Source organism: Peribacillus simplex (genome assembly GCF_900156045.1).
Taxonomy (GTDB): domain Bacteria; phylum Bacillota; class Bacilli; order Bacillales; family DSM-1321; genus Peribacillus; species Peribacillus simplex_D.
In genome coordinates this window covers 948420-972826 of the sequence record NZ_FTMX01000001.1, presented here as the reverse complement: position 1 = coordinate 972826, position 24407 = coordinate 948420, and the positions used below count along the sequence as shown (strand labels likewise).

Here is a 24407-nt window from a genome sequence, read left to right as displayed (position 1 = left end):
TGTCAGGACTTTTTTCAGGTTAATTCCTTTTTGACCTTTCCGTACTTTCCTCCGCCCCCCACTTCAAAAGAAAGCGTCCCTTTTCTGGCAGAATCGATGTAGCACGCCAATTTTTCAGGAACGATTTCCATAAGCTGTTCAAGCGTAACTTCATGAAGGATATTCATCTCAGTTCCAAATGCCGCCAGCAGTTTTTCCATGGATTTAGGTCCGAGTCCTGGGATGAAATCGAGTGGCACTTGATGGATATATGGCGGCCTTTCCCTTCCATTTCTTCCGTCCAACTCGGAAACGGAGAGTTCTTCGATCCTGGACGATACCCCTTTAATAATGGATTTATTACCACACTCGGGACATTGTTCATCATCCCTCAATACCTGGTGTAAACACCCTGAACATACGGTTTGATGATACTTTCCCAATAAGGGGTTCAATCCATAATTAACGGCCACCTTACGATTCCCTTTTTCTTTAAGGGCTTTTGCCAGCTCATAGAAACTTGGTTCTTCAAGCAGAACTTTTTGATATTCACGGGCGATTTTCCCAAGCGAATGGGCATCGGAATTTGTCACGAATACATAGGAGTCCAACTCCTCGATATCCTTGACCATTTCTGTATCTGAACTTAAACCGAGTTCGATCGCATCAATTAGCTTCGGATCGAATACTTCTGTCAGACTGGATCGCACCCCTTTCCCATATAAGCTTTTAAATGGGGTAAAAACATGTGCCGGGATAAACAGGCCGCCCAGTGACTTCACGATCTTTTGCAGCGTTCTTCCATCACAATAAATCCTTTGGGAGCTCAAGGTGATATTTTTAACATGTCCGCTCATCCATGAGGAGAATTCCTTCATCGCTTTTAAAGTGGGAAAATAGGCGAGGACATGGATCGGTCCATTACAATTCTGATCATATATTTCAATCTCCGTGCCTGGAATGATGGTTGTATTCTTGTATTGAAGTCCGCCTTTAATCTTTTCCATGATTTCGCCATCAAGAATCCCCGCTTCGATCTCTTCGATTATTTCAGGAGAATGGCAATCGATTATCCCGATTAGATCAAGGCCCTTCCTTTCACTTGCCACTTGCAGCACTTTGCTGAAGGTTAACGTTTTAGCACCTGTTATTTTCACTGCCCTTCCGCTTCTCGTTCTGCCTATATGGATATGCAGGTCAGCATAAAATTCCTTCATTTATGATGTCATCGCCTTTTTCAACTGCAGATACTGAACTGCATATGCCGTTTTGGCATCCTGGATTTTCCCTTCATCCATATAAGTTTGAGCTTCCTCCAATGTGAGTTCAAGCATCTCGACAAATTCATCTTCATCCAGTGGGGCCGCATTTTCTTTCTTTTTCAAATTGTGGGCCACATACAGGTGGACCAATTCATCGGCGAAACCTGGGGATGTATAGAAGGATATGATGTGCTCCATTTTTTCACATTCATAACCTGTCTCCTCTTCCAGCTCCCGTTTAGCCGACAGAACCGGCTCTTCGCCTACTTCCAGCTTTCCTGCAGGAATTTCCACCAAGCTCCTCTCCAGCGCTTTACGGTACTGCTCAACCATGATGATTTTATTGTCTGCCGTGAGAGCTATGATGGCAACCGCCCCCGGATGTTTGATTATTTCACGTTTGCCCGTTTTCCCATCTGGAAGCTCTACATCATCCACTTGCAGGCTGATTACCTTTCCCGTGAAGATTTTTTTCGAATACAGCGTTTTTTCTTCAAATTTTTTCATCCTGACCACTCCTCTGTTCTAATTGCAGCATGATTCCTCATACATTTTACCATAATAGAGATGGAGGGCGATTTAATGAAAGTTTACGTATTGGAAAAAAGCGTTACTTTATCCGGAAAGAGTTGGGAAATCCTTCAAAAACTAAAACAATTACAAAATCAATATGTCTATATCAATGATTGGATTGCCGACATACATGATCAGGTGCCGCCCACTCCTTTAAAACGGATCAAGTGAATTCTTTGAGTGAAATGGATTTCTCCTTTACAATGAATGTAAAGGGAGTGGATAACATGAAAAAACGCAGACTAGGAAATTCTGACTTGCTAGTTTCTGAAATCGGGCTCGGCTGCATGTCATTGGGGACTGTTGAAAATCAAGCATCCGAAATCATACAGGCCGCTTTAGATGAAGGAATCAACTATTTTGATACTGCTGACTTATATGATTTCGGAATGAATGAAGAAATCGTCGGAAAGAATTTAAAATCGGTCCGCGATAAGGTATACATAGCCACCAAGGTCGGAAACCGCTGGAATGAAAATAAAGATTCCTGGAGCTGGGATCCGTCTGGCGCTTATATTAAAACGGCAGTAAAAGATAGCTTAAAGCGATTGGGTACTGATTATATTGATCTTTATCAATTACATGGCGGCACCATTTCAGACAATATCGGGGAAACGGTAGAAGCATTTGAAGATTTGAAAAAAGAAGGCTATATCCGACATTATGGAATTTCCTCGATTCGTCCGAATGTAATCAAGGAATTCACTGAAAAGTCTGAGCTTGATTCCGTGATGATGCAGTTTAATCTACTCGACCGCCGCCCAGAAGAGTGGCTGTCCCTTTTGGCCAATAAACAGATCAGCATTATCGCCCGCGGCCCCCTTGCCAAAGGGCTGCTCAGCGAAAAAATGCTTGAAAAGGCAAATGAGGATAGATACCTTGACTATAGCTATCACGAACTTAAAGATTTGCTTCCGCAAATAAAGGACAAACTTTCTGATAGGAAGTTGAATGAAACGGCACTTCAATATGTATTGTCACATCAAAGCGTCGCTACCGTTGTACCAGGAGCAAGCTCAGTACAGCAGCTCCGCGAGAACTGCCAGGCCGCTAACAGCCCTTCACTGTCCAAAACCGAGCTGGATATCTTGAAGCGGTTGACCAAAGCGAACAAATATGAAAGTCACCGGGAGTAAAAAAAATAGAACTATTTAGGCTGCACTATCTCCGTTTAACCAACGTGATAGGCAGCCTTTTTCCATTCCTTCATTTTTTTTAGCTTCTATACCACTTTCAAGTTTCCCCTCAGTCTAATCCCTTTCCAACCAATTTAACTTCATACCAAAGTTTTTACTTTTCCATTGGACATTTCAAATTTAATATTGTACAATTCAATTGTGCACAATTTAAAATAAAAAGAAGTTAAGGGAGAAAAAATGATGACAAAAACATTATTTACAACGTCTGTAACAGTTGATGGCGGAAGAGAAGGAACGGCAATTTCTGCTGACGGCAACTTCACGGTTGATATTGCGATGCCTGGGACACCTAGGGCTAAACAGATGCCTGAAGCATCTAATCCGGAACAGCTTTTTGCTGCTGGATATGCTGCATGTTTTGATAGTGCTTTGCAATCAGTTGGTAAAATTGAACGCGTTTCTTTCGATTCCAAAGTCACCGCAAGCGTCAGTCTTTTGATGGGTGAGATGCATCAGTACAGCTTGGCAGTAACTTTGGCCGTGAAGGGGTCCGGGGTCGACAAGGAGACATTCGAAACCCTTGTTCATAAAGCGCATCAAATGTGTCCTTATTCAAAAGCAATCAATGGCAATGTGGACGTCGCCTTTGAAATAGATGTAGATTAAATCCGACAAAAAGACGCTTGGGATCACCATGCGTCTTTTCTTTGCTAAAATTCCTGTAATGTTTTCAATAGTTGGAGCAGCGAAGCTTTTAAATCCTCAACCACCTTCTTATCATCACCCGACATTGCCGAAATGCGATCTGGAATGAAACAGGCCTCTTCCTGTAAACCAAGTCCCTTTTCCGTCAACTTAATCATGACAGACCGTTCATCCTCAGACGAACGTTCACGGACAATCAAGCCATTCTGCTCCATTCGTTTCAACATGGGGGTAAGCGTTCCTGAGTCGAGGGCAAGGAGCTCCCCTAGTTTTTTTACCGTAAGTGTATCCTGTTCCCATAATAGAAGAAGAACAAGATATTGAGGATATGTCACTTCGAGTTTATCAAGCAGCGGTTTATATTTCTTCGTCATTTCCCTTGAACTTGCATAAAGCAGGAAACATAATTGGTCTTCCAGTACTTTTTCTATTTTTCTTTGCATCCTATCACCAGCTAATTTAGTCCATCCGATATGAAAGCATATCGAACTTATCTTTAATATAATCGTTATACTTTATAAAATAAAGGAATATCGGCAAGGAATGGTCTCCTGAACGGGAAAAGGGAGCCAGCCCTCTTAAACTAAAACTGCTCCCTGTTCTTCATTTATAGTTCTTCCAGTTCAGGTTGCTTTCGCCCAATAGTTCTTCGAATGATTTATTCTTCTCCCGCCGCTTTCTTTCTTCGCGTTTTTTTTCTTCTTCCTCTGCCCTTTTTTCTTGTTCAGCCTCATTAAGTTCCTTTTGCTTTTGACGAAGCTGTGACATGATATCTTGATTGATCATATCACCAAGTTTCAATGAAGATGAATCTTTATCTTGGTTTTTGCTTTGATTTTGATTTCGCTGCTGTTTCTTTTTCACCCTTAAAACCTCCTGGCCATTTATGAAATTATTATATCACGACTGCCGTTTTCCTCGTCATGGTTTTCAAACAGTGTTTTCCCATTTCCCTCATGGTAAAATAAAGAAAATCAACCTAGGAGGACCTCTCATGAAGAAATGGTGGTTTACACTGGCTGGAATCCTATCGTATGTCATCGGAGTCGGCATTTATTTTTCCAATCGGATCATGTATATGAAAAAGAAGGAAGATGATTTTATCCAGAATCGTGAAATCATGGCTAAACGCCTGATCACGGAGGATTTTGATAATCTGCCTAAAACGGAAATTTGGGTATCGTCACCATCCGGATATTCCTTGAAATGCTTGTTTATCGAACCGCATGATACCAATAAGTGGGTGGTCATTTCTCATGGTGTCACGGAGAACAAAGTCAATTCGATTAAGTACATGAATATTTTTCTTAAGCGGGGCTTCAATGCTATCATTTATGACCACCGCCGGCATGGGGATTCCGGTGGCAAGACGAGCAGTTATGGACATTATGAAAAATTCGACCTGAAGGCCGTAATCGATGAATTGAAAAGACGTAAAGGTCCCGGCCTTCATATTGGCATTCATGGAGAATCCATGGGGGCTGTAACCCTGCTTTTATATGCCGGAATGCTTGAAGATGGTGCTGATTTTTACATTGCCGACTGCCCATTTTCAAATTTCGAAGATCAGATCAAACACCAGCTTAAACATGTAGTCCCACTTCCCTCTTGGACCGTGTTTCCGCTTGGGCGTACGTTCATCAAACTCCGTGATGGGTATTGGACCAATGAAGTGTCACCCATCGATTATATGAAAAATATCCGAACCCCCGTGCTCTTCATCCATAGTGAAAATGATAGTTTCATTCCCGCTTCCATGACAGCGGAATTATATGCAGCAAAAGAGGGCCCAAAGCAGCTGTACATTGCTAAAAAGGGGGCCCACGCTCAATCTTATAATGAAAATCCAAGAGAATATGAAGATCAAATCGATCAGTTTCTAAAACTTGTCTGATAAGAAAGAGAGGGAATCCAAGATTCCCTCTTTGCTTCATTGGATTTTATTAAAAAAGCTCATCCTTGGATTTAAGATTTGATTCGGACTTTTTAATTGAAAGCTGTTCGCTTCCGGAATAAAGTCTATTTTCATGACCTCATCAAGAAAAATCATTTTTGATTTCTCCACATATAGAGGAATCCCGTTTGTTTCCACTTTTTCGGTACCTTCTTCAGGTTCGTTGACCCACCATAGCGCGGTCACACCACTTACCACGCAGCCACAGCCATCAGTATCATATTTCAATTGTAAATATCCTTCTTGTCCCTCTACCTTATCGACCATTTTCCCAGCCGCTGTTTCCGTCCATTCAATATACATGATTGCACGCCTCCCGATGTCTTTCCTTTCCCCCATTATAAACGATAAAAACGCTCCTGTTAAAAAAACTGCCTGCTTCCTTTCGCAAGATCAGCCACACGAACCGTGCTAACAAATGCCGACTCTCTTTTACGCCCACGTGATCCTTTTCATCACGATGCCGTTTCGAAAATGAAAGGCTGTCCCTTGGCACAGCCTTTCCGCTCATCATTCCATTATCCTTACATCCGCTATATCGGAAAGCCTGATATAGTGAACCTGCTGAAACCGATCAACGATATGAAGCCTTTGGGTGGGCTCATTATAATAATGGATCCTGCCGATTAACAGCTGATACCGGTTTCCTTCATAATGAGCAATCGTAACATCCTTTCTTTCCTCCATCGCTTCCCCCATTACGGCATTCATTTCTTCCAGTTGCTGCTCATCCAGGATGCGCTTCGTTTCATAGCCATCCTCCACTACCCAATCCCGCAGCATCTTCACATGCTCCGGTAACATCATCGATGTCCATTTGATACGGCCGCGATCACGAATCATTCTTTTCACTCCCTTCAAAGTCACCCTTACGCCTTATGCCCACCAAGCAGCCTGCTTCGGTAGACGGCTGTACCCGCTTCCGTATACGAAACGGCACGCAATAACGATTTGGCTCCATATTTATGGCGGATTCGATCAACCGTGTAACTCAATTCCCGCTTCTTCCAGCGCGAAGCATCGAATAAAGTCAGCTGCATTTCGTTATCATCCACAATATTCGAGAGTCTGACCTCTATGCTCCGAACTGTTTTTTGCTTATAGTTCTCATGAAAAAGCTCCAGGCAAACTTTATATAACTCCATCGTAATGTTGGTCGGTTCGCTAATCGAACGCGAACGATGGAAACCTCCGCCAAACTCATCCTTGCTGTAACCAATGCTTAGGCTCACCGTTCTTCCTGCCTTGCGATGGGTGCGTGCCCTTCTTCCAACTTCTTCGCAAATTTCCAGCATGACCTGCTTTACCTCATGCGCCTCCTTATAATCCCGCAGCAGGATTTGACTTTTGCCGAAGCTTACCTGCCCTTCGATGATCGCTGCCCCCATATCGGATAAATCTATTCCCCACGCATGGTGGTAAAGCTGATTGCCCATAATCCCAAACTTCGCTTCAAGTAATTCAAGATCATAATTGGCAAGCTGCCCAACCGTAAATATCCCCATTCCATGAAGGGTTTTTTCAACGCGCCTGCCGATCCCCCACATTTCACGAAGCGGGGAAATCGGCCAAAGTTTGCTTGGCACATCCTCATACTTCCATTCTGCAATCCCTTTGTGTTTGGCATCCAAATCAAGGCAAAGTTTTGCCATAAGCATGTTCGGTCCAATTCCAATTGCACAAGGAAGTTGTAATTCGCGTTCGATTTCATCCTTTATTTTTTCAGCTATCATCCGGGCATCTCCCCATAAAGAAGCGGCACCATCGACTTTCACAAAACTTTCGTCCACACTATATACGTGAATCGCTTCTTTGGGCACATAACGGTTGAACAAGCGGGTGATTTCCGTCGAAACCCTTAAATAGGTCGCCATTTTAGGTTCAACGACGACAATCCTCGGATCATTCGGGATCTCAAACATCCGCGAACCTGTCTTGATGCCAAATTCCTTCTTCATTTTTGGAGAAGCCGCGAGCACAATGCTCCCTGTCCTCTTCAAATCACCAACCACCGCCAGATAACAATCAAGCGGGTCCAGACCAAGCATGACTGCTGAACAGCTTGCATAAAAACTTTTCATATCGATACACATAATTGATTGTTTCGGCATCGTCCCATAATCCATCATTTCTTCACCCTAACAAGAATATACGTTCGCTTTTATTATATTCATAACTTTAACCGAATATACGTTCTTATTCAATGGAAGTTTTCATACAAATTTCTACTTTTTATTGTAATTTCCTTGAAAAATATAATTGATACTTAAAATGGATAAAATACCAAATTTAAACTACATATCCAAATTGTTTTTTAGAAAAAGAATCAGTTAGTAGCTTGAATAATTTTTAATGGATCCATATGCTCATTTTTTTAAAATTCGTCCCCCCTTTTCAATAGGCTTTCGTCTATTTATAATTCAGTCTTACTGCTCATTTTTTGTAATGAAACTGTAACCAAAATTATGTCTAATTGTCATAATGGTATTGTAGGATAATATTGTTAAGAATTATAGATAGATAGAGAGGAAATGGAAATTATGAAGAAATGGATCGCTTCAGCTGCTGTTGCATCTGCCATGATGCTAACCCCACTGCAAGCCTTTGCAAATATTGGAGATCAAACCCTCAGACCCGGAATGACACATAGCGATGTCAAACAACTACAACAACTTTTAAAAACCAAAGGTTATTTCACATATTCAGGTTCACTGACTACATATTACGGCACCTATTCTGTATCCGCAGTAAAAAAATTCCAGAAAGCCAAAGGGTTAACTGTCGATGGAATTGCCGGCCGGGGCACATTTAATGCGCTTGGTGTTTATAAAGTCAATAATACAAGCCTGATAAGCTATGCAAAAACCTTAATAGGCAAACCTTACAAATGGGGCGGGACGACACCGACTGGATTCGACTGCTCAGGCTTCGTCTATTATGTATTCCAGAAATCGCAAGGAATTACCTTACCGCGTACAACATCATTGCTCTATTCCAATACAGGTTTAAAAGTATCTTCACCAGCTAAGGGTGATCTTGTATTCTTTGATACTTCTTCTGGAAGAACAGGTGTATCCCATGTTGGAATCTATATCGGAAATGGTCAATTCATTAGTGCTACGTCTTCTAAAGGAATAACCATCACGGATATGGATAATTCTTATTGGAAACCAAAATATTTAGGTGCGAAAACTTTATAAAATCAGAACAAGAGCCTATTCTTGTGAGCGAATACCCATAAAACAACCGGACAGAATTCCACAGTGATTCAGTCCGGTTATTTTATTTTATATATAATATTTCATCCGTTAAATCCTCTACTGTCACCAAAAAAGAAGAGTCTAAGTTGGAACGATTCATCATTTCGATATTATAAACATGCTCTGAGGGTAAATGGACGACTTCGAGAACCATGAACCGCTGGCTTTCCGCTTTGCTGACATGATCGAGGGCAGCAGTGACCGCCCTTTGTTCAGCTAAGCTTTTTTCATCCGTCAAAACAAGAATCAGTTCCGCTTCCGCTTTCCCAGGAAATGATTTCTTCACCCCGCCCCTGTGCCATGGCTTCACTTTCATTCCGATTTCCAGGTCGGAATATTCGAGGTCATTACCATGTTGATCTTGAATATATGTATCATTGGTCACCTTATAATACGTCCCTTTAATCAAAATCCTTTTATCGTCAAGATCCGTAATGAAACCTTCTTCCCCCTTATCAATAAATTCATCAGGGGATTGACAGCTACCCAGAATAAAGGCAACGAATACAGATATATAAAGGTTCACTATCATCTTCATACAAATCCCTCCTACTAGAAATAGACGGATTCCCCATGAAATAGTTACCAATTTATTAAAAAAAGAAACCTTTGGTCATTTCAAAAAGGGGAATGTCATCGACATTCCCCTTTGCCTATTATTAGACCGACTTTCGCCTTTTCGTATCGAAAGTCTAGCCTACTTTTTAAAAAATGCTTTTTTTCCTAATGTTTCGGTGATCTTTGGAAACATGTTATACCATTTCCCAGCAAAATTCATCCAGCCAGGTAGATTGATTTCCCTCTTATTGGTCAGCATCGCCGCTACGATTTTGGCAGCGACATCTCCTGGCTTAAGCATGAATTTTTCAACATTCTTTAAGTATGTACCCGATTCATCCGCAATGTTAAAGAAATTGGTTTCAATGGGGCCAGGATTGACGGTGGTCACAAACACATGATCGTCCATCAGCTCGAGCCGAAGTGCGTTTGAATAGCCAAGAACCGCGAACTTGGTCGAAGAGTACAATGTTGATTTAGGAGTGGCGATTTTACCGGCCTGTGAAGCTATGTTGATGATATGCCCCGCTTTTCTCTGCTTCATATACGGAAGAACCAGCTTTGTGCAGGCCATTAATCCAATGACGTTGACAGCAAACATTGCTTTCGTTTCATTCAATTCCGTATCCTGTGCTTCTTTAAACGTGCCGAAACCAGCATTGTTGACCAACACATCCACTTCTCCTATTTGCGCATGGATGTCATTAAATACATTTGTCACCTGATCAGTATCTGCAACATCAAGCTTATAGGCATATGCATCAATCCCATATTCGGTGATCAGTTCATTCTTTAGCTGCAGTAATTTATCCAGGCTTCTGGCCAAGAGGACGAGACGGGCTCCCTGCCTTGCACTTTGAATGGCAACTTCCTTGCCAATCCCTCCGGAAGCACCGGTAATAACAATGACTTTGCCTTGCAACTTATTCAAAAAAGTGAGCCTCCTTGCGTACATTAAGCGATTGAATACAGAATGACGCCTGATTGGATTTCTGTTTCGACTTCACCCAAGTCTTCTAAATAGTCCAGCTGACCGACCGTTTCCGAAAGTGTCAGGCCCACTTCCTGAAGGTATACTTTCGGAAAAAGCTGCTGACACACTTCAAAGGCCGATAAAGGCCTATCTTGAAGCATGCTTTTCACCTGCATGGCACGGTTATGCTGCCGCTCGAATCGATATTGAATCAAGTCGGCAACCGCATCTCCTTCCACTTCAGATCCATGTCCGGAGTAAACAGTGGAAATGGAAAGATCCAATAATTTCTGAAGTGATGCATTATATTGCAGTAACGGACGAGGCCTTATGCCGCCGGGAAGTAAAGGTGGTTCCATTAATGGATTAGGTGAGATCTTGGCAAGCAAGTGATCGCCTGCAATCATGACACCGTCACTTTCCCGGTAAAAGGATAAATGGCTTTGCGCATGCCCTGGAGTCTCAATCACTTTCCAGCCTGGAAGACCAGGGAGCTCATCTCCCTCAGCCAAATATCCATGAAGCTTCCTTTCACTAAGGAAACTGATTTCGTCGCGGCTATGGATCAGTTTATTTTTCAGCTCTTCTGCGACTCCAAACTTTGTGGCATAATCAAGAAAAAAACGATTATGGATTTCAAGGAATTCATCACTGATAGTCAGCCAGCGCTGATTGTTTTTGTGTCCATAAACGGGGATTTCCTTTTCAAAGAAATCTAGTGCACCAGCATGATCGGGATGATGATGGGTTAAAATGATTTGTTCGATATCAGTCAGTTTCAGACCCAAATCCCCAAGCCCGTTAGTCAAGGCTTCCTTTGATCGTTTTGTTTTCACTCCAGTATCGATTAGCGTTAAAGCATCCCCTTTAACAACATAAACATTCACATCACCCACTGCAAACGGCGTGGGCAAAGCAAGTTTTGCAATATCTCCATTCCAATTCGCCATAATCTTTTCCACCTTAGAAAATTATATTTATATAAATCTTTTTATACGCTAAACAGGATTCCTAGTACACTTAACATGTATAATTACCATTTTACATGCATTTTAAATCACTGTCATTATTTTCACATAATTCATGTCTACTTTTTATCGCCCTTGCATATATTATCATTGACAGAGTACTGATATATCCTTCATAATCACAAGTAATTAAAGACGGCGTGGCATTGATTAAGGCCAAGTAAATTTATGATGGCGTAAAGAGAGTGAAGCTCGGAATGTGCTGAAAGGCTTCATCGCCCCCTCATTATTGAACCTACCTTATGAGCCTTCAGGAAAACCTGACGTAATTCCCGCGTTAGAGGATTCAAGTGCAGCTTTTCTGTTTATTTGTTATGGAAAAGTTGAACAAAGGTGGTACCACGGAAGCTAGACCTTTCGTCCTTTATTGGATGAGGGGTCTTTTTGTTTGTCAAAAAAAGGCCGAAAATTTAAAAGAAAAAGGAGCGGTAAATATGAAAAAAATCGCGTTTATCGGAGCAGGATCGATGGCAGAAGCAATCATTTCGGGGCTGGTGACCCAAAAGGTAATTGAACCGGCAAATATTTTTGTAACAAATAAATCAAATGATGATCGGTTCGATTATTTAAAGAACCAATATGGTGTTACTGCCACAAGATCGCTGCAGCAATTAGTACAGGATGCAAGCCTAGTCGTACTGGCGGTGAAACCGAAAGATATTTTAGAAACGATGCAATCAATAAAAGAATACATTCGTGAGGAAATGCTGTTCATTTCCGTTGTTGCCGGGGTTCATACAACAAGCTTGGAAGGAATCGCCAACAAGCGGTTCTCGATCGTCCGTGCCATGCCTAATACATCGGCAGCTGTAGGGAAATCAGCAACGGCCCTTGCGGCTAACTGTCATACGAAAGACTCGCAATTACAAACGGCGATTACCCTTTTTGAAACGGTAGGTACGGTGGCAGTCGTCGACGAAACCCAGCTAGATGCGGTAACAGGCTTATCAGGCAGCGGTCCGGCTTATATTTATTACTTGGTCGAGGCATTGGAAAAATCAGCAGAAAAAATAGGTCTCGATTCCGAAACCGCCAAGCAATTGATTCTGCAGACACTGATGGGTGCTGCCGATATGTTACAGAAATCACCTAAAACGCCTGCCGTACTAAGAAAGGAAGTAACTTCACCAGGCGGAACGACTGAAGCAGGTCTGAAAGCACTTCAAGCACATCAAGTGGAAGAAGCATTCATTGCCTGTGTACAAGAAGCGACAGAGCAATCGAAGCGAATGGGCAATCAAATAAGTAAAGAACTAGCCAAATATGTAGTTTCGCAGTAAGCCGCATGAAGATGATCGGCTATTGCCTGGCCACTACCTACGGCATTGGCCAGGCAACAGCCCTTTTTATGATCCGGACATCCTATAAAGGGTGATCCTTCCGGAGCGTTACTTTATGATCAGCATATCATTTTCATCGAAACTCCAATCCTTCGAATACGCAACCTCCCAATAGTAACCATCGGGGTCTGAAAAATATCCGCTGTATCCTCCCCAAACAACATCCTGAGGTGATTTCTCGATTGTTCCCCCAGCCTTTTCAGCCTTGTTGATCACATCATCCACTTCTTCAATTGATTTAGCATTATAAGCGAGCGTAAGGCCCGGAAAACCCTTTTTCTTAGGCGGTTCTTTCTCATTGATGTCTTTTGCCAGCTCCTCTAAAGGATACAAAGCAAGTTTCGTTCCGGCATTATTAAAAAAAACGATTGCGGGTTCGTCCTCTTTAATCGATGTATGGAATCCCAACCCGTCCCGGTAAAACCTTAATGATTCAGTAATATCCCTGACACCTAAAGTTATAATGTTGATCCTGTTCATACTAGTCCTCCTTTTTCCCTGTTTTAAGGGTAAATTCGACATCTGGGTCACTTTTCCCTTTATAGCTTGATTGACCATCAGCCACACCATCACAAATGCTTCTTAAAATTCCTGAAAACGCTCAACATTTGCATAAGGGACAATCAAGGGGGCTTGGATTGCTCCTTATGCAAATTACGTAGGAATTCCACTTTCTTTGCCGAATGAATACATGTTTTGTCATCTCTAAAGGAATTCCCTCATACTTATCGAATTCAACAACTAAAAGGGGGAATCTCGATGAATACAAGTGCAGTTGCCCGGTTACTGAATGTTTCCCATAGTACGATTCAACGCTGGGTCACCCAATTGAACATGGAAGTAGAACGGAATCAGCTTGGCCACTACCAGTTTTCGGATGAAGACATTGCATTATTGAGAAAAATCCAAGATCAGTTGAACGAGGGCATCATTCTCCAAAAGGTCAGCATCTCAGAGAAAAAAATTAGGAAAGCAACCATCCAGAAACACTCCGAACCGGATAAAGAACATGATCAACTGCTTGAACGGGTCACCCGGCTTGAAAATGGTCTGAAAACAAAAGCGGACGATGTTGTGTCCTATCAGCTTTTACAGCACAGAAGTGAAATGGAAGAAATGCACAAACTCGTTAGGAAACTCGAGGCCCGTATCGAAGCGTTAGAAACACCAATGAGTCAGCCGTTTGATTATTTCCTCGCTGCTGAAGAAGCTGCTGCCACTAAAAAGACGAAGAAAAAGCCATTCATAAAAATGATTTTTGGAAACAGAAAGAACGATAGTTCATCATGGAGCACAGCCGACAGCGATTAACATCGATTATCATTCAAGATGGATGAGCACCCCACGATAGCCATTTTTCTTATGCCGAGCATTTCTTCAGTAATAGGACCTGAGCTAATTAATCACCCCTAAAATAAAAAGGCCCGGCCCAAGGTTAAATCTCACCTGGGTCGGGCCTTTTCTCTTCTTAAATCAACACTGCACGGTCATTGAGCATTTTTTCGCCTTTGATGCGCTGGAATTCGTTAAGCAGTTTTTCAACGGTAAGCTTCTGCTTTTCAGCACCTCTTGCTTCAAAAATGATTTGTCCTTTATCCATCATGATCAAAGAATTTCCAAGATCGATTGCCTGCTGCATATTGTGAGTCACCATCAACGTCGTTAACTTGTTCTTTTCGACGATTTCCTTCGTCAGATTTGTAACAAGCTCTGCCCTGGAAGGATCAAGTGCTGCTGTATGTTCATCAAGAAGCAAGATTTTAGGATCGGTGAAGGTCGCCATCAACAATGATAATGCCTGGCGCTCCCCTCCTGATAATAATCCCACTTTTGCAGTCATCCGGTTTTCCAAGCCTAAGTGAAGGGTACCCAAACATTCTTTAAAAAGCTCTTTCCGTTTTTTTGTCACCCCGAAGCCTAACCCTCTTCTATTGGTTCTGCCATAGGCGATTGCCATATTTTCTTCAATCGTCATATGCGGCGCCGTACCCAGCATGGGGTCCTGAAAAACGCGGCCAATCATTTTAGCACGGGCATGTTCCTCAATGGCCGACACGTTTTCCCCATCAATGATGACTTCACCGGCATCAGGGAGAATTTTGCCGGATATCATGTTCATCAGCGTCGATTTACCTGCTCCATTACTCCCGATGACTGTTACAAATTCGCCTTTTGTCATCTGCAGTTCCAGATTCCCAAGGGCTAGCTTTTCATCCGGTGTCCCTTCATTGAAGACCTTATAAATCTGATTTAACTGAAGCATATCCTTCTCCCCCTTTCGATAAAGTCCCGCCATGGCGCATCTGTATTTCTTTGAGACGCCTTTTCTTTCGGCTTTTCTCTTTTTGTTTATCGGTAATTTTCGGAATGACAAGTGCCCCTACCACAATAAGTGCCGTAATTAATTTAACATCACCTGTTTCAAGAAATTCTACGCGAAGTGCCAAAGTTACGACGATTCGGTAAATGATCGCTCCTCCAATGACCGCAAGGGTCGCACGTGCAATCGTTTTTGAGCCAAATAATGCTTCGCCTATTATAACGGATGCCAATCCGATGACGATGATTCCAATCCCCATTCCAATATCGCTAAACCCGTTATATTGGGCAACCAAGGATCCCGAGAAAGCCACAAGTGCATTTCCAATCGCAAGTCCCAGGATCTTCATGTTTCCTGTATGGGCGGAAAAGCTCTTGACCATTGCTTCATTATCACCCGTCGCACGTAAAGCAAGACCGATTTCCGTTTTTAAAAAAGCTGACATTCCAGCTTGAATGATTAAAGCCACAACCAACATAACAATTAGTATGGCCCACGTTTTTGGTAAGCTATCACCAAGTCCCACAATCGATAAAAGACCATTCAACATATTGTCCATGCCAGTTTTAGCCCAAACATCCTGGATATTCGTGATAATGGTCGTTTGAGAAAGCAACGGAATGTTAGATGCACCCATGATCCTTAAATTGATGGAATAGAGTGCAATCATCATTAAGATACCTGCGAGAAGTGGATTGATTTTTCCTTTCGTATGCAGGAATCCCGTTATTGTCCCAGCGATGAAACCTGCCACCATGGCACAAAACGTGGCCATGACTGGCGAGAAACCGTTAACGATCATAATGGCGGCCACAGAGGCCCCCGTCACAAAACTGCCTTCCACTGTCATATCCGGGAAGTCGAGGATCCTGAATGTTAAATAGACACCTAGTGCCATGATTGCATAAATCATTCCCGACTCAAAAGAGTTGAATAAAGCTGAGAACATTTTTTTCTTCCTTCCCCGAACAAAAGCAGAGTTTATTTTACAAACTCAGCATCTGCTTTCCATTCTTCTTTTATTTCAACACCCATATCTTTTGCTGCCTTTTCATTGATGACCAATTTCAGTTTTTGTGGATATTGAACTGCGATATCTCCAGGCTTTTTGCCATCCTTCAAGATTTCAACCGCTTTTTGCCCCGCTTCATAACCAATATCATAGTAACTGAAGCCATATGCTGCAAAACCACCAGCATTCACGGAATCAAGCTCACCAACAAACAATGGAATATCTTTATCATTTGCCACCGAAATGACCGATTCAAGTGCAGAGACAACGGTATTATCAGTAATGATATAGAAAGCATCGGCTTTTCCGATTAATGATTCCGTTGCCTGTTTAACCTCGGCTGAAGTGGAGACGGATGCTTCCACGACTTTCAATCCAGCTTTTTTCGCTTCCGCTTTCACGTTTTTTATTTGGACAACGGAATTTTGCTCCCCTGTATTATAAACGGTCCCAATTGTCTTGGCGCCAAGTTCTTCTGCCAGGAATTTCATTGATTTGGCAATGGCCTCAGGATGGGAATCCGTCGTACCCGTCACATTTCCGCCTGGCTTATCCAAAGATGTAACAAGCTCCGCCGCTACAGGATCGGTTACCGAGGTAAAAACGATTGGTATATCCTTTGTCGCATTCAAAGCGCTAAGGGCACTAGGAGTAGAATTGGCAAAGATTAAGTCCACTTTATCCCCAACAAAGTTATTGGCAATCGTTTGACTGTTATTTTGGTCACCCTGTGCAATTTGCAAATCATATTTGGCATTGATGTCACTATCCTTCAATGCCGCCTGGAATCCTTCATAAGCCTGATCCAGCGAATCATGCTGAACGATTTGTGTTACCCCAATGTTGAAGGTATCCTTTTTGCTTTCATCCTTTGCCGTATCTTTTTCCTTGTCATTTCCACAGCCAGCCAATAATAACCCTGCGACCAATGTCATAGCTGCAGTTGAATATAATTTCTTTTTCATATTTTCCCCCCGCTTTTTTCTTATTTAAGATTAGGTTTTTTCTAGCGACGTCAACTTTTTCGCTTTTATTTCCTAAATTATAATCGTTTAGTCCCAATTATTCCAATATATTTTTTAACTTTTTAGAATTTTTTGAGTTCTGGATGTAAAACATAAAAAAAAGCTGCTGTGAAAGGTATGGTAACTTTCACAGCAGCTTTATGAAAAATCAGTGTTCGACAACCTGGCTGACAATTTCGGTAACTGTAGTTCGATCGATTTTTTCTTTGCCTTCTTTGAGGGCTTTCAATGTGGCTTTTGCCAATTCCAAGGGTATTTTGCAGAATTGGATGATTTCTTTCGTTTCAATCTCTCCAATGTATGCATCGGCTAATGCAAGATTATGTTCCGTATGGGCAAGCATCTCGTCGAAACCCCAGCCATCCGGATAAAAATTCACACCGCGCTCTGCATCTTCCTCACGGTTACGCAGGATATTGACCGTTTGGAGTCCACGGCCAAATGCGATGGCAAGCTCGCGATCCGTTTCGGTTCCATCGTACCAGTTCCACATATCAGACAGCATGACCCCCACTAAACCTGCAACATAATATGTGTAATCATCGAGTTCCTCTTCATTATGGATTTGCCAGTCCAAAGTAACCCATTTTGCCATGCCTTCGGCCATTTCCTTTGTAGATTCCAAGACTTTGCCTTTTGCACCGGGAGGACAAAATTCAATCCAGTCCGAAAGAAACAGGGTCACCTCGGGAAGATCATCCTTATATGGTTCAAATAACGATTGAAGATCTTCTTCCCTGAAATCCGCATCAAGCATCTCACTAAGAGCCTTTAAAAGGGAAACCTTATTAGCTGCAGGAAGACCCGGGTGATCCTCGATCTCATCGATGGCGCGCATGCAAAGGTACGCAGCTCCAATAGCTTCTTGCAAACCCTTTGGAAGATAGCTGATTGGAATGAAAAAAGTCCGGCTTGTTTTTAGGAGAAAATCCATTGCTTTAGTATGTAGGTCACTTTTATCAGTCATATTTACACTCCTTTAAATATCCAATGAACAATTGATTAATTATATCAAACATTGACTTTGATTTCAGCTGCCCGATTCCTCTGAATACAAAGGAACTTTAATTGCCATCAGATCTTCACCCATAATCGTGTTTGCAAAGATCGCTTTGCTTTCCTCTTTTAGCCTCTCAGCATCCTCCGGAGTATACCGTGAGCTGATATGCGTAAGGATTAGATTCTTAGCTCCCGCTTTCAATGCCGTTTCTGCAGCCTGAACGGTGGTCGAATGATAATAGGCTGATGCCATTTCGGATTCTTCCGCTGAAAATGTAGCTTCATGAACAAGGTAATCCGCCGATTCAGCAAGAATGAGCGCATTGCTGCACATTCTTGTATCACCAAGAATCGTGATGATCCGTCCTTTTTGCGGTGCACTGAGATAGTCCTTCCCATTTAAGACACGGCCATCTTCGAGACAGACCGTTTGTCCATTTTTCAATGCTTTAAAAAGAGGCCCCGGCTTCACACCTTCAGACCGCAGCCGGTCGACAAGCAGGCTTCCCGGACGATCTTTTTCAACAATCCTGTAACCGATGCTGTAAATGCCATGATCAAGCGACATGGCCGTCACTGTGAATTGTTCGTCCTCAAACACTGCGCCTTCTTCTATTTCGATGATTTCCAAGGGATATTTTAAATGAGTTCCACTCACCTGTAAGCTCGTCTTAATAAATGCATCTATTCCTTGTGGACCATATACGGTCAATTTATCCACACCGCCCTGAAAAGATCTGCTGCTTAAAAATCCAGGCAGTCCGAAGATGTGGTCACCATGTAAATGGGTGATGAAAATCTTTTCAACCTTTCGCGGCTTGACCGCCGTTTTTAATATTTGATGCTGTGTTGCTTCCCCACAATCGAATAACCAAACCGTCCCTCGTTCTTCCAATAATTGAAGGGCGATTGATGTCACATTACGCGCTTTAGCCGGAACGCCAGCGCCTGTACCCAATAAAACGAAATCCACTCATACTACCTCCGTTGCAAATACTTTATTACTTAACTATAGCATAACCAAGGTGCTCTTTCATTTATAGCCCATTAAAACCGAAACCAAATTAAACTTTTAATGAAATATGAGAAAATATGCGCAAATTGATTGCTTTGAGGGAAAGCTAAACGTAAAATTAGAAATTGGTACACATACGGGAATTCCAACTTTATAGACAGATTTAACGGAAAGTTGAGGTTTTAACATGACAGAAAATAATAAACCCACAGCATTGATCATGATTTTTGGTGCTACCGGAGATTTAGCGAAAAGGAAATTGTTTCCTTCCATATATCGACTATTTCAAAAAGAGAAAATCAATAAGTTCGCCGTCGTTGGAGTAGCCAGGAGGCCCCTGACGAACGAGGAGTTCCAGACAAGTGTAAAGGATTCCATACTTACGTTCGGACATGCGGAAGAAAAGGTCGACGAATTCATTTCCCATTTCCATTATCACTCCCATGATGTCTCCAGTTCGGAATCATACCTGCAGTTAAAAGACATTGCCGAAAAATTGGACGGACAATATCAATTAGAAGGAAACCGGATCTTCTACTTGGCGATGGCACCCGAGTTTTTCGGAACGATTGCCGAACAGATTAAAGCTCAAGGCCTGACCGATACGAATGGATATAAGCGCCTTGTCATAGAAAAGCCATTTGGACACAGTTTCGAAACAGCACAAAAATTGAATGAGCAGATTCGAACTGCATTCGCCGAAGATGAAATCTATCGTATCGATCATTATTTAGGTAAAGAAATGGTACAAAATATTGAGGTCATACGTTTTTCAAATGCCCTATTCGAGCCGCTTTGGAATAACAGATATATATCCAATATCCAGGTTACTTCAAGCGAAACACTTGGCGTTGAAGAACGTGGGCGTTATTATGAAACCAGCGGTGCCCTAAGGGATATGGTCCAAAACCATCTGCTGCAAATGGTAGCCTTGCTTGCCATGGAACCCCCGATCGCTTTGACGACAGAAGAGATCCGAAGCGAAAAAGTGCGGGCATTGCGCTCACTTCGACCAATGAAAGTGGAAGAAGTCAATCAATACTTCGTCCGTGGCCAATATGGTGAAGGAACGATAGCCGATCAAACACTTCCAGCCTACCGCAATGAACATAACGTAGATCCCGAATCCAACACAGAGACCTATGTGGCGGGTAAATTGATGATTGATAACTTCCGTTGGGCCGGTGTTCCTTTTTATATCCGTACCGGAAAGAGGATGGATGTCAAATCAACGAATATCGTCGTTCAATTCAAAGATATCCCGATGAATCTGTATTATAAAACGGAAGAAACGCTGAACCCGAATCTTCTCGTTATCCATATCCAGCCTGACGAAGGTATCACACTGTACTTAAATGTTAAGAAATCTGGGACGACATCCAATACAAAGCCAGTGAAGCTTACCGTCTCCAACAAAGGGATCGAACACATCAATTCTCCCGAGGCTTATGAAAAGCTATTGTTTGACAGCATGCGCGGGGATGCTACAAACTTTACGCACTGGGACGAGGTTGCCCTATCATGGAAGTTCGTCGATACCATTTCCAATGCATGGGAAAATACAAAGGAAGAGTCTTTCCCTAACTATGAAGCGGGATCCACAGGTCCGCTGGCATCCGATGAACTCCTCGCAGAGGATGGGCATATTTGGTGGGAAATCAAGAATAACGAAAATGATGTTGATTGAAATGAAGAAGGGATGCAGATTTGAATCTGCATCCCTTCTTCATTCATGAAACACTCTTTCTCAGCAATTTATTCCGGATAATATGAAACATTTCTTTGGGCTTAGACATTTCTTCCTCTATTTCTGAATTAAGCCAAAAGGAAACACCAGATTCCAAGGCGATGAAAAATAAAAAAATGGCTACAGCCCACCAGGTGATGAACATAAGTCTCCGCTCCTTCTCTCTTCTTTCTGCCTACTGTATCCTACGGTCCGTCCAACTCTTTCAATGTCCATATTCCTTTTTCCGCAGGTGTTTAAACCTAAAAAGCAAGGATGAATGACATACATCATACTACGATTTTCCTAAAAAAGGTAAATTAATTGGAACTATTTACAACTAGTTCATTTTCACCATTTTTACCCTCATGGAAAAAGAATGCTAAGTCCTTGCTAAGGTTACACTAGAAAAGGTGCCAGAGGACGGCACCACTAACTTCGGTGTGGAGGGATTAAACTTATGGACATTCGTGAAGGATTAATTCCAACAGCGTTGGGCACAGCCGTGACAGCTGCGGGTTATGCAATGAAGCAGACCCGGGGCTCAAACAAAATGGTAGCTAATACGGTTTTTGGTTTCGGTTTGGCACATGTTGTATTAGGGGTCATTGACCTTGTAGAGCATCGAAGATAGTAAAAAAAAGAGGACGCATAGAAGCGCCCTCTTTTTTCTGTGCATTCGAGGTTCTTAACATGATGAATATTACAACCAAAAAAGCCAGTATAAAAGGGAATCCCCTTTTAAGCCGGCTTGAACTTTTTATTTTTCCATCCATTCGGTATGGAACGTTCCTTCTTTATCAATGCGTTGATAAGTATGAGCTCCAAAATAGTCACGTTGAGCTTGAATCAGGTTTGCTGGCAGCGTTTCTGTGCGATAGCTGTCGAAATAGGCAAGTGCTGATGACAAGCAAGGAACCGGGATTCCGTTCATCACAGCCGTTGACACTACCTCACGTAAAGCTCCTTGATAGCTTTCGACGATCCCTTGGAAGTATGGATCTAGAAGAAGGTTGTTCAAGTTCGCTTCACGATCGTACGCTTCCTTTATTTTTTGGAGGAATTGTGCACGAATGATACAGCCGCCACGGAAAATCATCGCGATTTCCCCATATTGCAAGTTCCAGTCATTTTCTTCTGAAGCTGCTTTCATTTGTGCAAAGCCTTGTGCATATGAACAGATTTTGCTCATATAAAGTGCTTTACGGATATTTTCAATCAAAGCCTTTTTGTCGCCTGTAAATGATTCCGCTTTTGGACCACGAAGGATTTTACTCGCTTCAACACGCTCGTCCTTGATTGCTGAAATAAACCGGGCAAACACGGACTCCGTAATGATTGGAAGCGGAACACCAAGATCAAGCGCACTTTGACTAGTCCATTTCCCTGTACCTTTTTGGCCAGCTTTATCTAAAATGACATCGACCATCGGCTTGCCGGTTTCTTCATCATATTTTTTGAAAATATCAGCAGTGATTTCAATTAAATAGCTATCAAGTTCCCCTTCATTCCATTCAGTAAAGACTTCATGGAATTCTTCAGCAGATAGTCCAAGGAGATTTTTCAGAAGGAAATAAGATTCCGAAATCAATTGCATGTCCCCATATTCAATACCGTTATGTACCATTTTAACATAATGACCTGCACCATCCGGTCCGATATATGTACAGCAAGCATCACCATCGACCTTAGCTGATATATCCTTCAAGATCGGTGCAACAAGTTCATATGCTTCTTTTTGACCTCCAGGCATGATGGATGGACCTGTCAGAGCTCCTTCTTCCCCTCCTGACACGCCTGTACCGATGAAATGGATGCCAAGCTTGCTTAATTCCTCATTGCGGCGCTGAGTGTCCTTGAAGAAGGTATTCCCCCCATCAATAACGATATCACCTTTTTCAAGTAACGGTTTTAATTGCTCGATCGTTGCATCTGTTGCCGCTCCGGCTTTAACCATCAATAAAATTTTACGCGGCGTTTCCAAAGAATTGACGAATTCTTCAAGCGTATAAGCAGGTGTTACGTTTTTGCCTTCCGCTTCCTTCATCATTTCGTCCGTTTTTGATCCTGAGCGATTATACACGGAAATTGAATATCCCCTGCTTTCAATATTAAATGCAAGGTTCTTGCCCATTACGGCTAGTCCGATAACGCCAATCTGTTGTTTTGTCATGCTTCATCTTTCCCTTCTCTATATCTTTACACAGCTTGTAAGCTATTCTTTGTCAAATGGAGGATCATTCCTCCTGGATTGCCCAAAGAAATCTTTGCTGAAGCTAGTGTCTGTTCCAATTGAACGGTTTTTCAAGGGTAATCCCTTTTTAATAATATTTTCTCCGTACTTATTTTGCAAGTGTTCCATCGCCTCATACAGAGGTTCTTTTTCTGCATCCTCTTGAAAGGAGAAAATATCCAGTTGCTTGAAGGCCGACTCTTTTTCGATGACATCATAGGCAGTGACACCAAGAAGCCTGATTCCTTCCCCATTCCAATTTTTCATAAAGAGATCGATAGCTTCATCCAAAATATCCTTTTTTTCAAAAACCGGATTAGGAACCGTTCTGCTTCTCGTTATTGTGCGGCGGTCTTTGTAACGGATCGTCACACCTATTTTTTGACCAAGCAGGCGTTTATTTCTCAAGCGGACGGCTACCTTCCCGGAAAGCTTATCCAATACACCGATCAGTTCTTTTTGATTGGTAGTGTCATGCGGAAGAGTTGTCGAGTTCCCAATGCTCTTATGCTCAAAAATCGCTTCGGGATCCACTACCCTTGGATCGATTCCATTTGCCCTATCTTTCAAACGGATGCCATTGATCCCTAGAAGCTGTTTAAGTTGACTGTCATTGGCGTGTGCAAGGTCCCTGATCGTCATTATCCCGATAGTTTGAAGCTTTTCCGAGGTCTTATCCCCGATGCCATGCATTTGGCCCACTTGTAAAGGCCAGAGCTTTTCCGAAATGTCCCGTTTCCTTAACACGGTGATTCCCATTGGCTTCTTCATATCAGAAGCAGTTTTGGCCAAAAATTTATTAGGGGCAATCCCGATGCTGCAAGGGAGATCCATCGTATTAAAAATTCTTTCCTGAATGCTATTGGCTATATCTAAAGGCGAACCCAATTCGGCGCATTCACTAATATCCAGATACCCCTCATCTATCGAAACCGGTTCAACCATCTCTGTATATTGCCTTAAAACATCGAAAATAGCCAGTGATGCCTTTCGATAGCGCTCGAAATTCGGTTTCTGAATAACTAATTGGGGACATAGTTTTTTCGCCTGCCAAATCGGCATGGTCGTTTTAACCCCGAACTTCCTCGCCTCATAGCTGCAGGTGACGATTATGCCCCTTCTCTCTTCAACATTGCCTGCAATGGCAAGCGGTTTGCCTTTTAATGAAGCATCATATGACATTTCCACCGAAGCATAGAAACTATTCATGTCTACATGGAGAATGACCCTGCCATTTTTGGGATACATGTCCTTCATGTTTGACCGTCACATCCTTGTAAAAATAAAAAATACCGGATAATAGGCC

General features: G+C 42.3%; 28 protein-coding genes. 9 read left to right on the top strand and 19 right to left on the bottom strand.

What is annotated here, in order from left to right:
* Window positions 1-14 precede the first annotated feature (14 nt).
* The gene (locus BW986_RS04635; RefSeq protein ID WP_076365521.1) at window positions 15-1196 is read right to left on the bottom strand and encodes an endonuclease Q family protein; all 1182 of its coding nucleotides are present in this window, start codon (window positions 1194-1196) and stop codon (window positions 15-17) included.
* Complete coding sequence (locus BW986_RS04630) at window positions 1197-1748, bottom strand: NUDIX hydrolase (protein WP_076365519.1); 552 nt, start codon at window positions 1746-1748, stop codon at window positions 1197-1199.
* Window positions 1749-1823: 75 nt separating this feature from the next.
* On the opposite strand from BW986_RS04630, the gene mciZ reads away from it, so the two are divergent.
* From mciZ to BW986_RS04615, 3 genes are all read left to right on the top strand, one after another.
* Complete coding sequence (mciZ, locus tag BW986_RS04625) at window positions 1824-1985, top strand: Z-ring formation inhibitor MciZ (RefSeq protein WP_076365517.1); 162 nt, start codon at window positions 1824-1826, stop codon at window positions 1983-1985.
* A gap of 56 nt (window positions 1986-2041) precedes the next feature.
* Window positions 2042-2950 carry an aldo/keto reductase gene (locus tag BW986_RS04620; RefSeq protein ID WP_076365515.1) on the top strand — a complete coding sequence of 303 codons (909 nt, stop codon included), beginning with the start codon at window positions 2042-2044 and terminating at the stop codon, window positions 2948-2950.
* A 243-nt stretch (window positions 2951-3193) separates the two neighbouring features.
* Window positions 3194-3619, top strand: coding sequence for an Ohr family peroxiredoxin (locus tag BW986_RS04615; protein ID WP_053535641.1), 426 nt, complete (start codon window positions 3194-3196; stop codon window positions 3617-3619).
* Between the two features lie 44 nt (window positions 3620-3663).
* Here BW986_RS04615 and BW986_RS04610 read toward each other — a convergent pair whose 3' ends face one another.
* Window positions 3664-4101 (bottom strand): MarR family winged helix-turn-helix transcriptional regulator, encoded by a 438-nt coding sequence (locus BW986_RS04610; RefSeq protein ID WP_076365513.1) that lies wholly within the window; start codon window positions 4099-4101, stop codon window positions 3664-3666.
* A 160-nt stretch (window positions 4102-4261) separates the two neighbouring features.
* Window positions 4262-4522 (bottom strand): YqkE family protein, encoded by a 261-nt coding sequence (locus BW986_RS04605; RefSeq protein WP_076365511.1) that lies wholly within the window; start codon window positions 4520-4522, stop codon window positions 4262-4264.
* A 130-nt stretch (window positions 4523-4652) separates the two neighbouring features.
* Here BW986_RS04605 and BW986_RS04600 point away from each other — a divergent pair, with 130 nt between their 5' ends.
* Window positions 4653-5552 carry an alpha/beta hydrolase gene (locus BW986_RS04600; RefSeq protein WP_076365509.1) on the top strand — a complete coding sequence of 300 codons (900 nt, stop codon included), beginning with the start codon at window positions 4653-4655 and terminating at the stop codon, window positions 5550-5552.
* A 36-nt stretch (window positions 5553-5588) separates the two neighbouring features.
* Here BW986_RS04600 and BW986_RS04595 read toward each other — a convergent pair whose 3' ends face one another.
* The 3 genes from BW986_RS04595 to BW986_RS04580 all read right to left on the bottom strand — a co-directional run bounded on the left by BW986_RS04595 (window position 5589) and on the right by BW986_RS04580 (window position 7741).
* Window positions 5589-5915: an iron-sulfur cluster biosynthesis family protein gene (locus BW986_RS04595; RefSeq protein WP_076365507.1), complete on the bottom strand. Its 327-nt coding sequence runs from the start codon at window positions 5913-5915 to the stop codon at window positions 5589-5591.
* 207 nt (window positions 5916-6122) lie between these two features.
* Complete coding sequence (locus tag BW986_RS04585; protein WP_076365503.1) at window positions 6123-6455, bottom strand: YolD-like family protein; 333 nt, start codon at window positions 6453-6455, stop codon at window positions 6123-6125.
* 26 nt (window positions 6456-6481) lie between these two features.
* On the bottom strand, window positions 6482-7741 hold the full coding sequence (locus BW986_RS04580; RefSeq protein ID WP_076365501.1) for a Y-family DNA polymerase: 1260 nt from the start codon (window positions 7739-7741) through the stop codon (window positions 6482-6484).
* A 411-nt stretch (window positions 7742-8152) separates the two neighbouring features.
* Here BW986_RS04580 and BW986_RS04575 point away from each other — a divergent pair, with 411 nt between their 5' ends.
* Window positions 8153-8812, top strand: coding sequence for a C40 family peptidase (locus tag BW986_RS04575; RefSeq protein ID WP_076365499.1), 660 nt, complete (start codon window positions 8153-8155; stop codon window positions 8810-8812).
* Between the two features lie 82 nt (window positions 8813-8894).
* On the opposite strand, the gene BW986_RS04570 is transcribed toward BW986_RS04575, so the two are convergent.
* The 3 genes from BW986_RS04570 to BW986_RS04560 form a co-directional block, all read right to left on the bottom strand.
* Window positions 8895-9410: a DUF3221 domain-containing protein gene (locus tag BW986_RS04570; RefSeq protein ID WP_076365497.1), complete on the bottom strand. Its 516-nt coding sequence runs from the start codon at window positions 9408-9410 to the stop codon at window positions 8895-8897.
* A gap of 159 nt (window positions 9411-9569) precedes the next feature.
* Window positions 9570-10385 (bottom strand): SDR family NAD(P)-dependent oxidoreductase, encoded by an 816-nt coding sequence (locus BW986_RS04565; RefSeq protein WP_076365495.1) that lies wholly within the window; start codon window positions 10383-10385, stop codon window positions 9570-9572.
* Entirely contained in the window at window positions 10385-11353 is a 969-nt protein-coding gene (locus tag BW986_RS04560) for an MBL fold metallo-hydrolase (RefSeq protein WP_076365494.1), read from the bottom strand. The genes BW986_RS04565 and BW986_RS04560 overlap by 1 nt, the downstream gene beginning before the upstream one ends.
* A 449-nt stretch (window positions 11354-11802) precedes the next feature.
* Here BW986_RS04560 and proC point away from each other — a divergent pair, with 449 nt between their 5' ends.
* Entirely contained in the window at window positions 11803-12711 is a 909-nt protein-coding gene (proC, locus tag BW986_RS04555) for a pyrroline-5-carboxylate reductase (RefSeq protein WP_260320755.1), read from the top strand.
* A 108-nt stretch (window positions 12712-12819) separates the two neighbouring features.
* Here proC and BW986_RS04550 read toward each other — a convergent pair whose 3' ends face one another.
* Window positions 12820-13251, bottom strand: coding sequence for a VOC family protein (locus BW986_RS04550; RefSeq protein WP_076365492.1), 432 nt, complete (start codon window positions 13249-13251; stop codon window positions 12820-12822).
* 279 nt (window positions 13252-13530) lie between these two features.
* On the opposite strand from BW986_RS04550, the gene BW986_RS04545 reads away from it, so the two are divergent.
* Window positions 13531-14082: a MerR family transcriptional regulator gene (locus BW986_RS04545; protein ID WP_076365490.1), complete on the top strand. Its 552-nt coding sequence runs from the start codon at window positions 13531-13533 to the stop codon at window positions 14080-14082.
* A 157-nt stretch (window positions 14083-14239) separates the two neighbouring features.
* Here the strand turns inward: BW986_RS04545 and BW986_RS04540 are convergent, their stop codons facing one another.
* The 5 genes from BW986_RS04540 to rnz form a co-directional block, all read right to left on the bottom strand.
* Window positions 14240-15034 carry an ABC transporter ATP-binding protein gene (locus BW986_RS04540; RefSeq protein WP_076365488.1) on the bottom strand — a complete coding sequence of 265 codons (795 nt, stop codon included), beginning with the start codon at window positions 15032-15034 and terminating at the stop codon, window positions 14240-14242.
* Window positions 15009-16040, bottom strand: a complete 1032-nt coding sequence (locus BW986_RS04535; protein ID WP_076365487.1) for an ABC transporter permease — start codon at window positions 16038-16040, stop codon at window positions 15009-15011. The genes BW986_RS04540 and BW986_RS04535 overlap by 26 nt, the downstream gene beginning before the upstream one ends.
* Window positions 16041-16072: 32 nt before the next feature.
* Window positions 16073-17068: an ABC transporter substrate-binding protein gene (locus BW986_RS04530; RefSeq protein WP_076365486.1), complete on the bottom strand. Its 996-nt coding sequence runs from the start codon at window positions 17066-17068 to the stop codon at window positions 16073-16075.
* 208 nt (window positions 17069-17276) lie between these two features.
* Window positions 17277-18095 (bottom strand): squalene/phytoene synthase family protein, encoded by an 819-nt coding sequence (locus tag BW986_RS04525; protein ID WP_076365484.1) that lies wholly within the window; start codon window positions 18093-18095, stop codon window positions 17277-17279.
* Window positions 18096-18158: 63 nt separating this feature from the next.
* Entirely contained in the window at window positions 18159-19100 is a 942-nt protein-coding gene (gene rnz, locus BW986_RS04520; RefSeq protein WP_076365482.1) for a ribonuclease Z, read from the bottom strand.
* A gap of 229 nt (window positions 19101-19329) precedes the next feature.
* Here rnz and zwf point away from each other — a divergent pair, with 229 nt between their 5' ends.
* Window positions 19330-20829 carry a glucose-6-phosphate dehydrogenase gene (zwf, locus tag BW986_RS04515; RefSeq protein ID WP_076365480.1) on the top strand — a complete coding sequence of 500 codons (1500 nt, stop codon included), beginning with the start codon at window positions 19330-19332 and terminating at the stop codon, window positions 20827-20829.
* A 43-nt stretch (window positions 20830-20872) separates the two neighbouring features.
* Here the strand turns inward: zwf and BW986_RS30030 are convergent, their stop codons facing one another.
* Complete coding sequence (locus BW986_RS30030) at window positions 20873-21034, bottom strand: hypothetical protein (RefSeq protein ID WP_179086001.1); 162 nt, start codon at window positions 21032-21034, stop codon at window positions 20873-20875.
* 294 nt (window positions 21035-21328) lie between these two features.
* Between BW986_RS30030 and BW986_RS04510 the strand changes: the two genes are divergently transcribed.
* A complete protein-coding gene (locus BW986_RS04510; protein ID WP_034308217.1) occupies window positions 21329-21502 on the top strand; it encodes a hypothetical protein in 174 nt (57 codons plus the stop codon).
* Window positions 21503-21628: 126 nt separating this feature from the next.
* Here BW986_RS04510 and gndA read toward each other — a convergent pair whose 3' ends face one another.
* Both gndA and BW986_RS04500 read right to left on the bottom strand, forming a co-directional pair.
* Window positions 21629-23041 carry an NADP-dependent phosphogluconate dehydrogenase gene (gene gndA, locus BW986_RS04505; protein ID WP_076365478.1) on the bottom strand — a complete coding sequence of 471 codons (1413 nt, stop codon included), beginning with the start codon at window positions 23039-23041 and terminating at the stop codon, window positions 21629-21631.
* A 42-nt stretch (window positions 23042-23083) separates the two neighbouring features.
* The gene (locus BW986_RS04500; protein ID WP_076365477.1) at window positions 23084-24358 is read right to left on the bottom strand and encodes a DNA polymerase IV; all 1275 of its coding nucleotides are present in this window, start codon (window positions 24356-24358) and stop codon (window positions 23084-23086) included.
* Window positions 24359-24407: the final 49 nt, after the last annotated feature.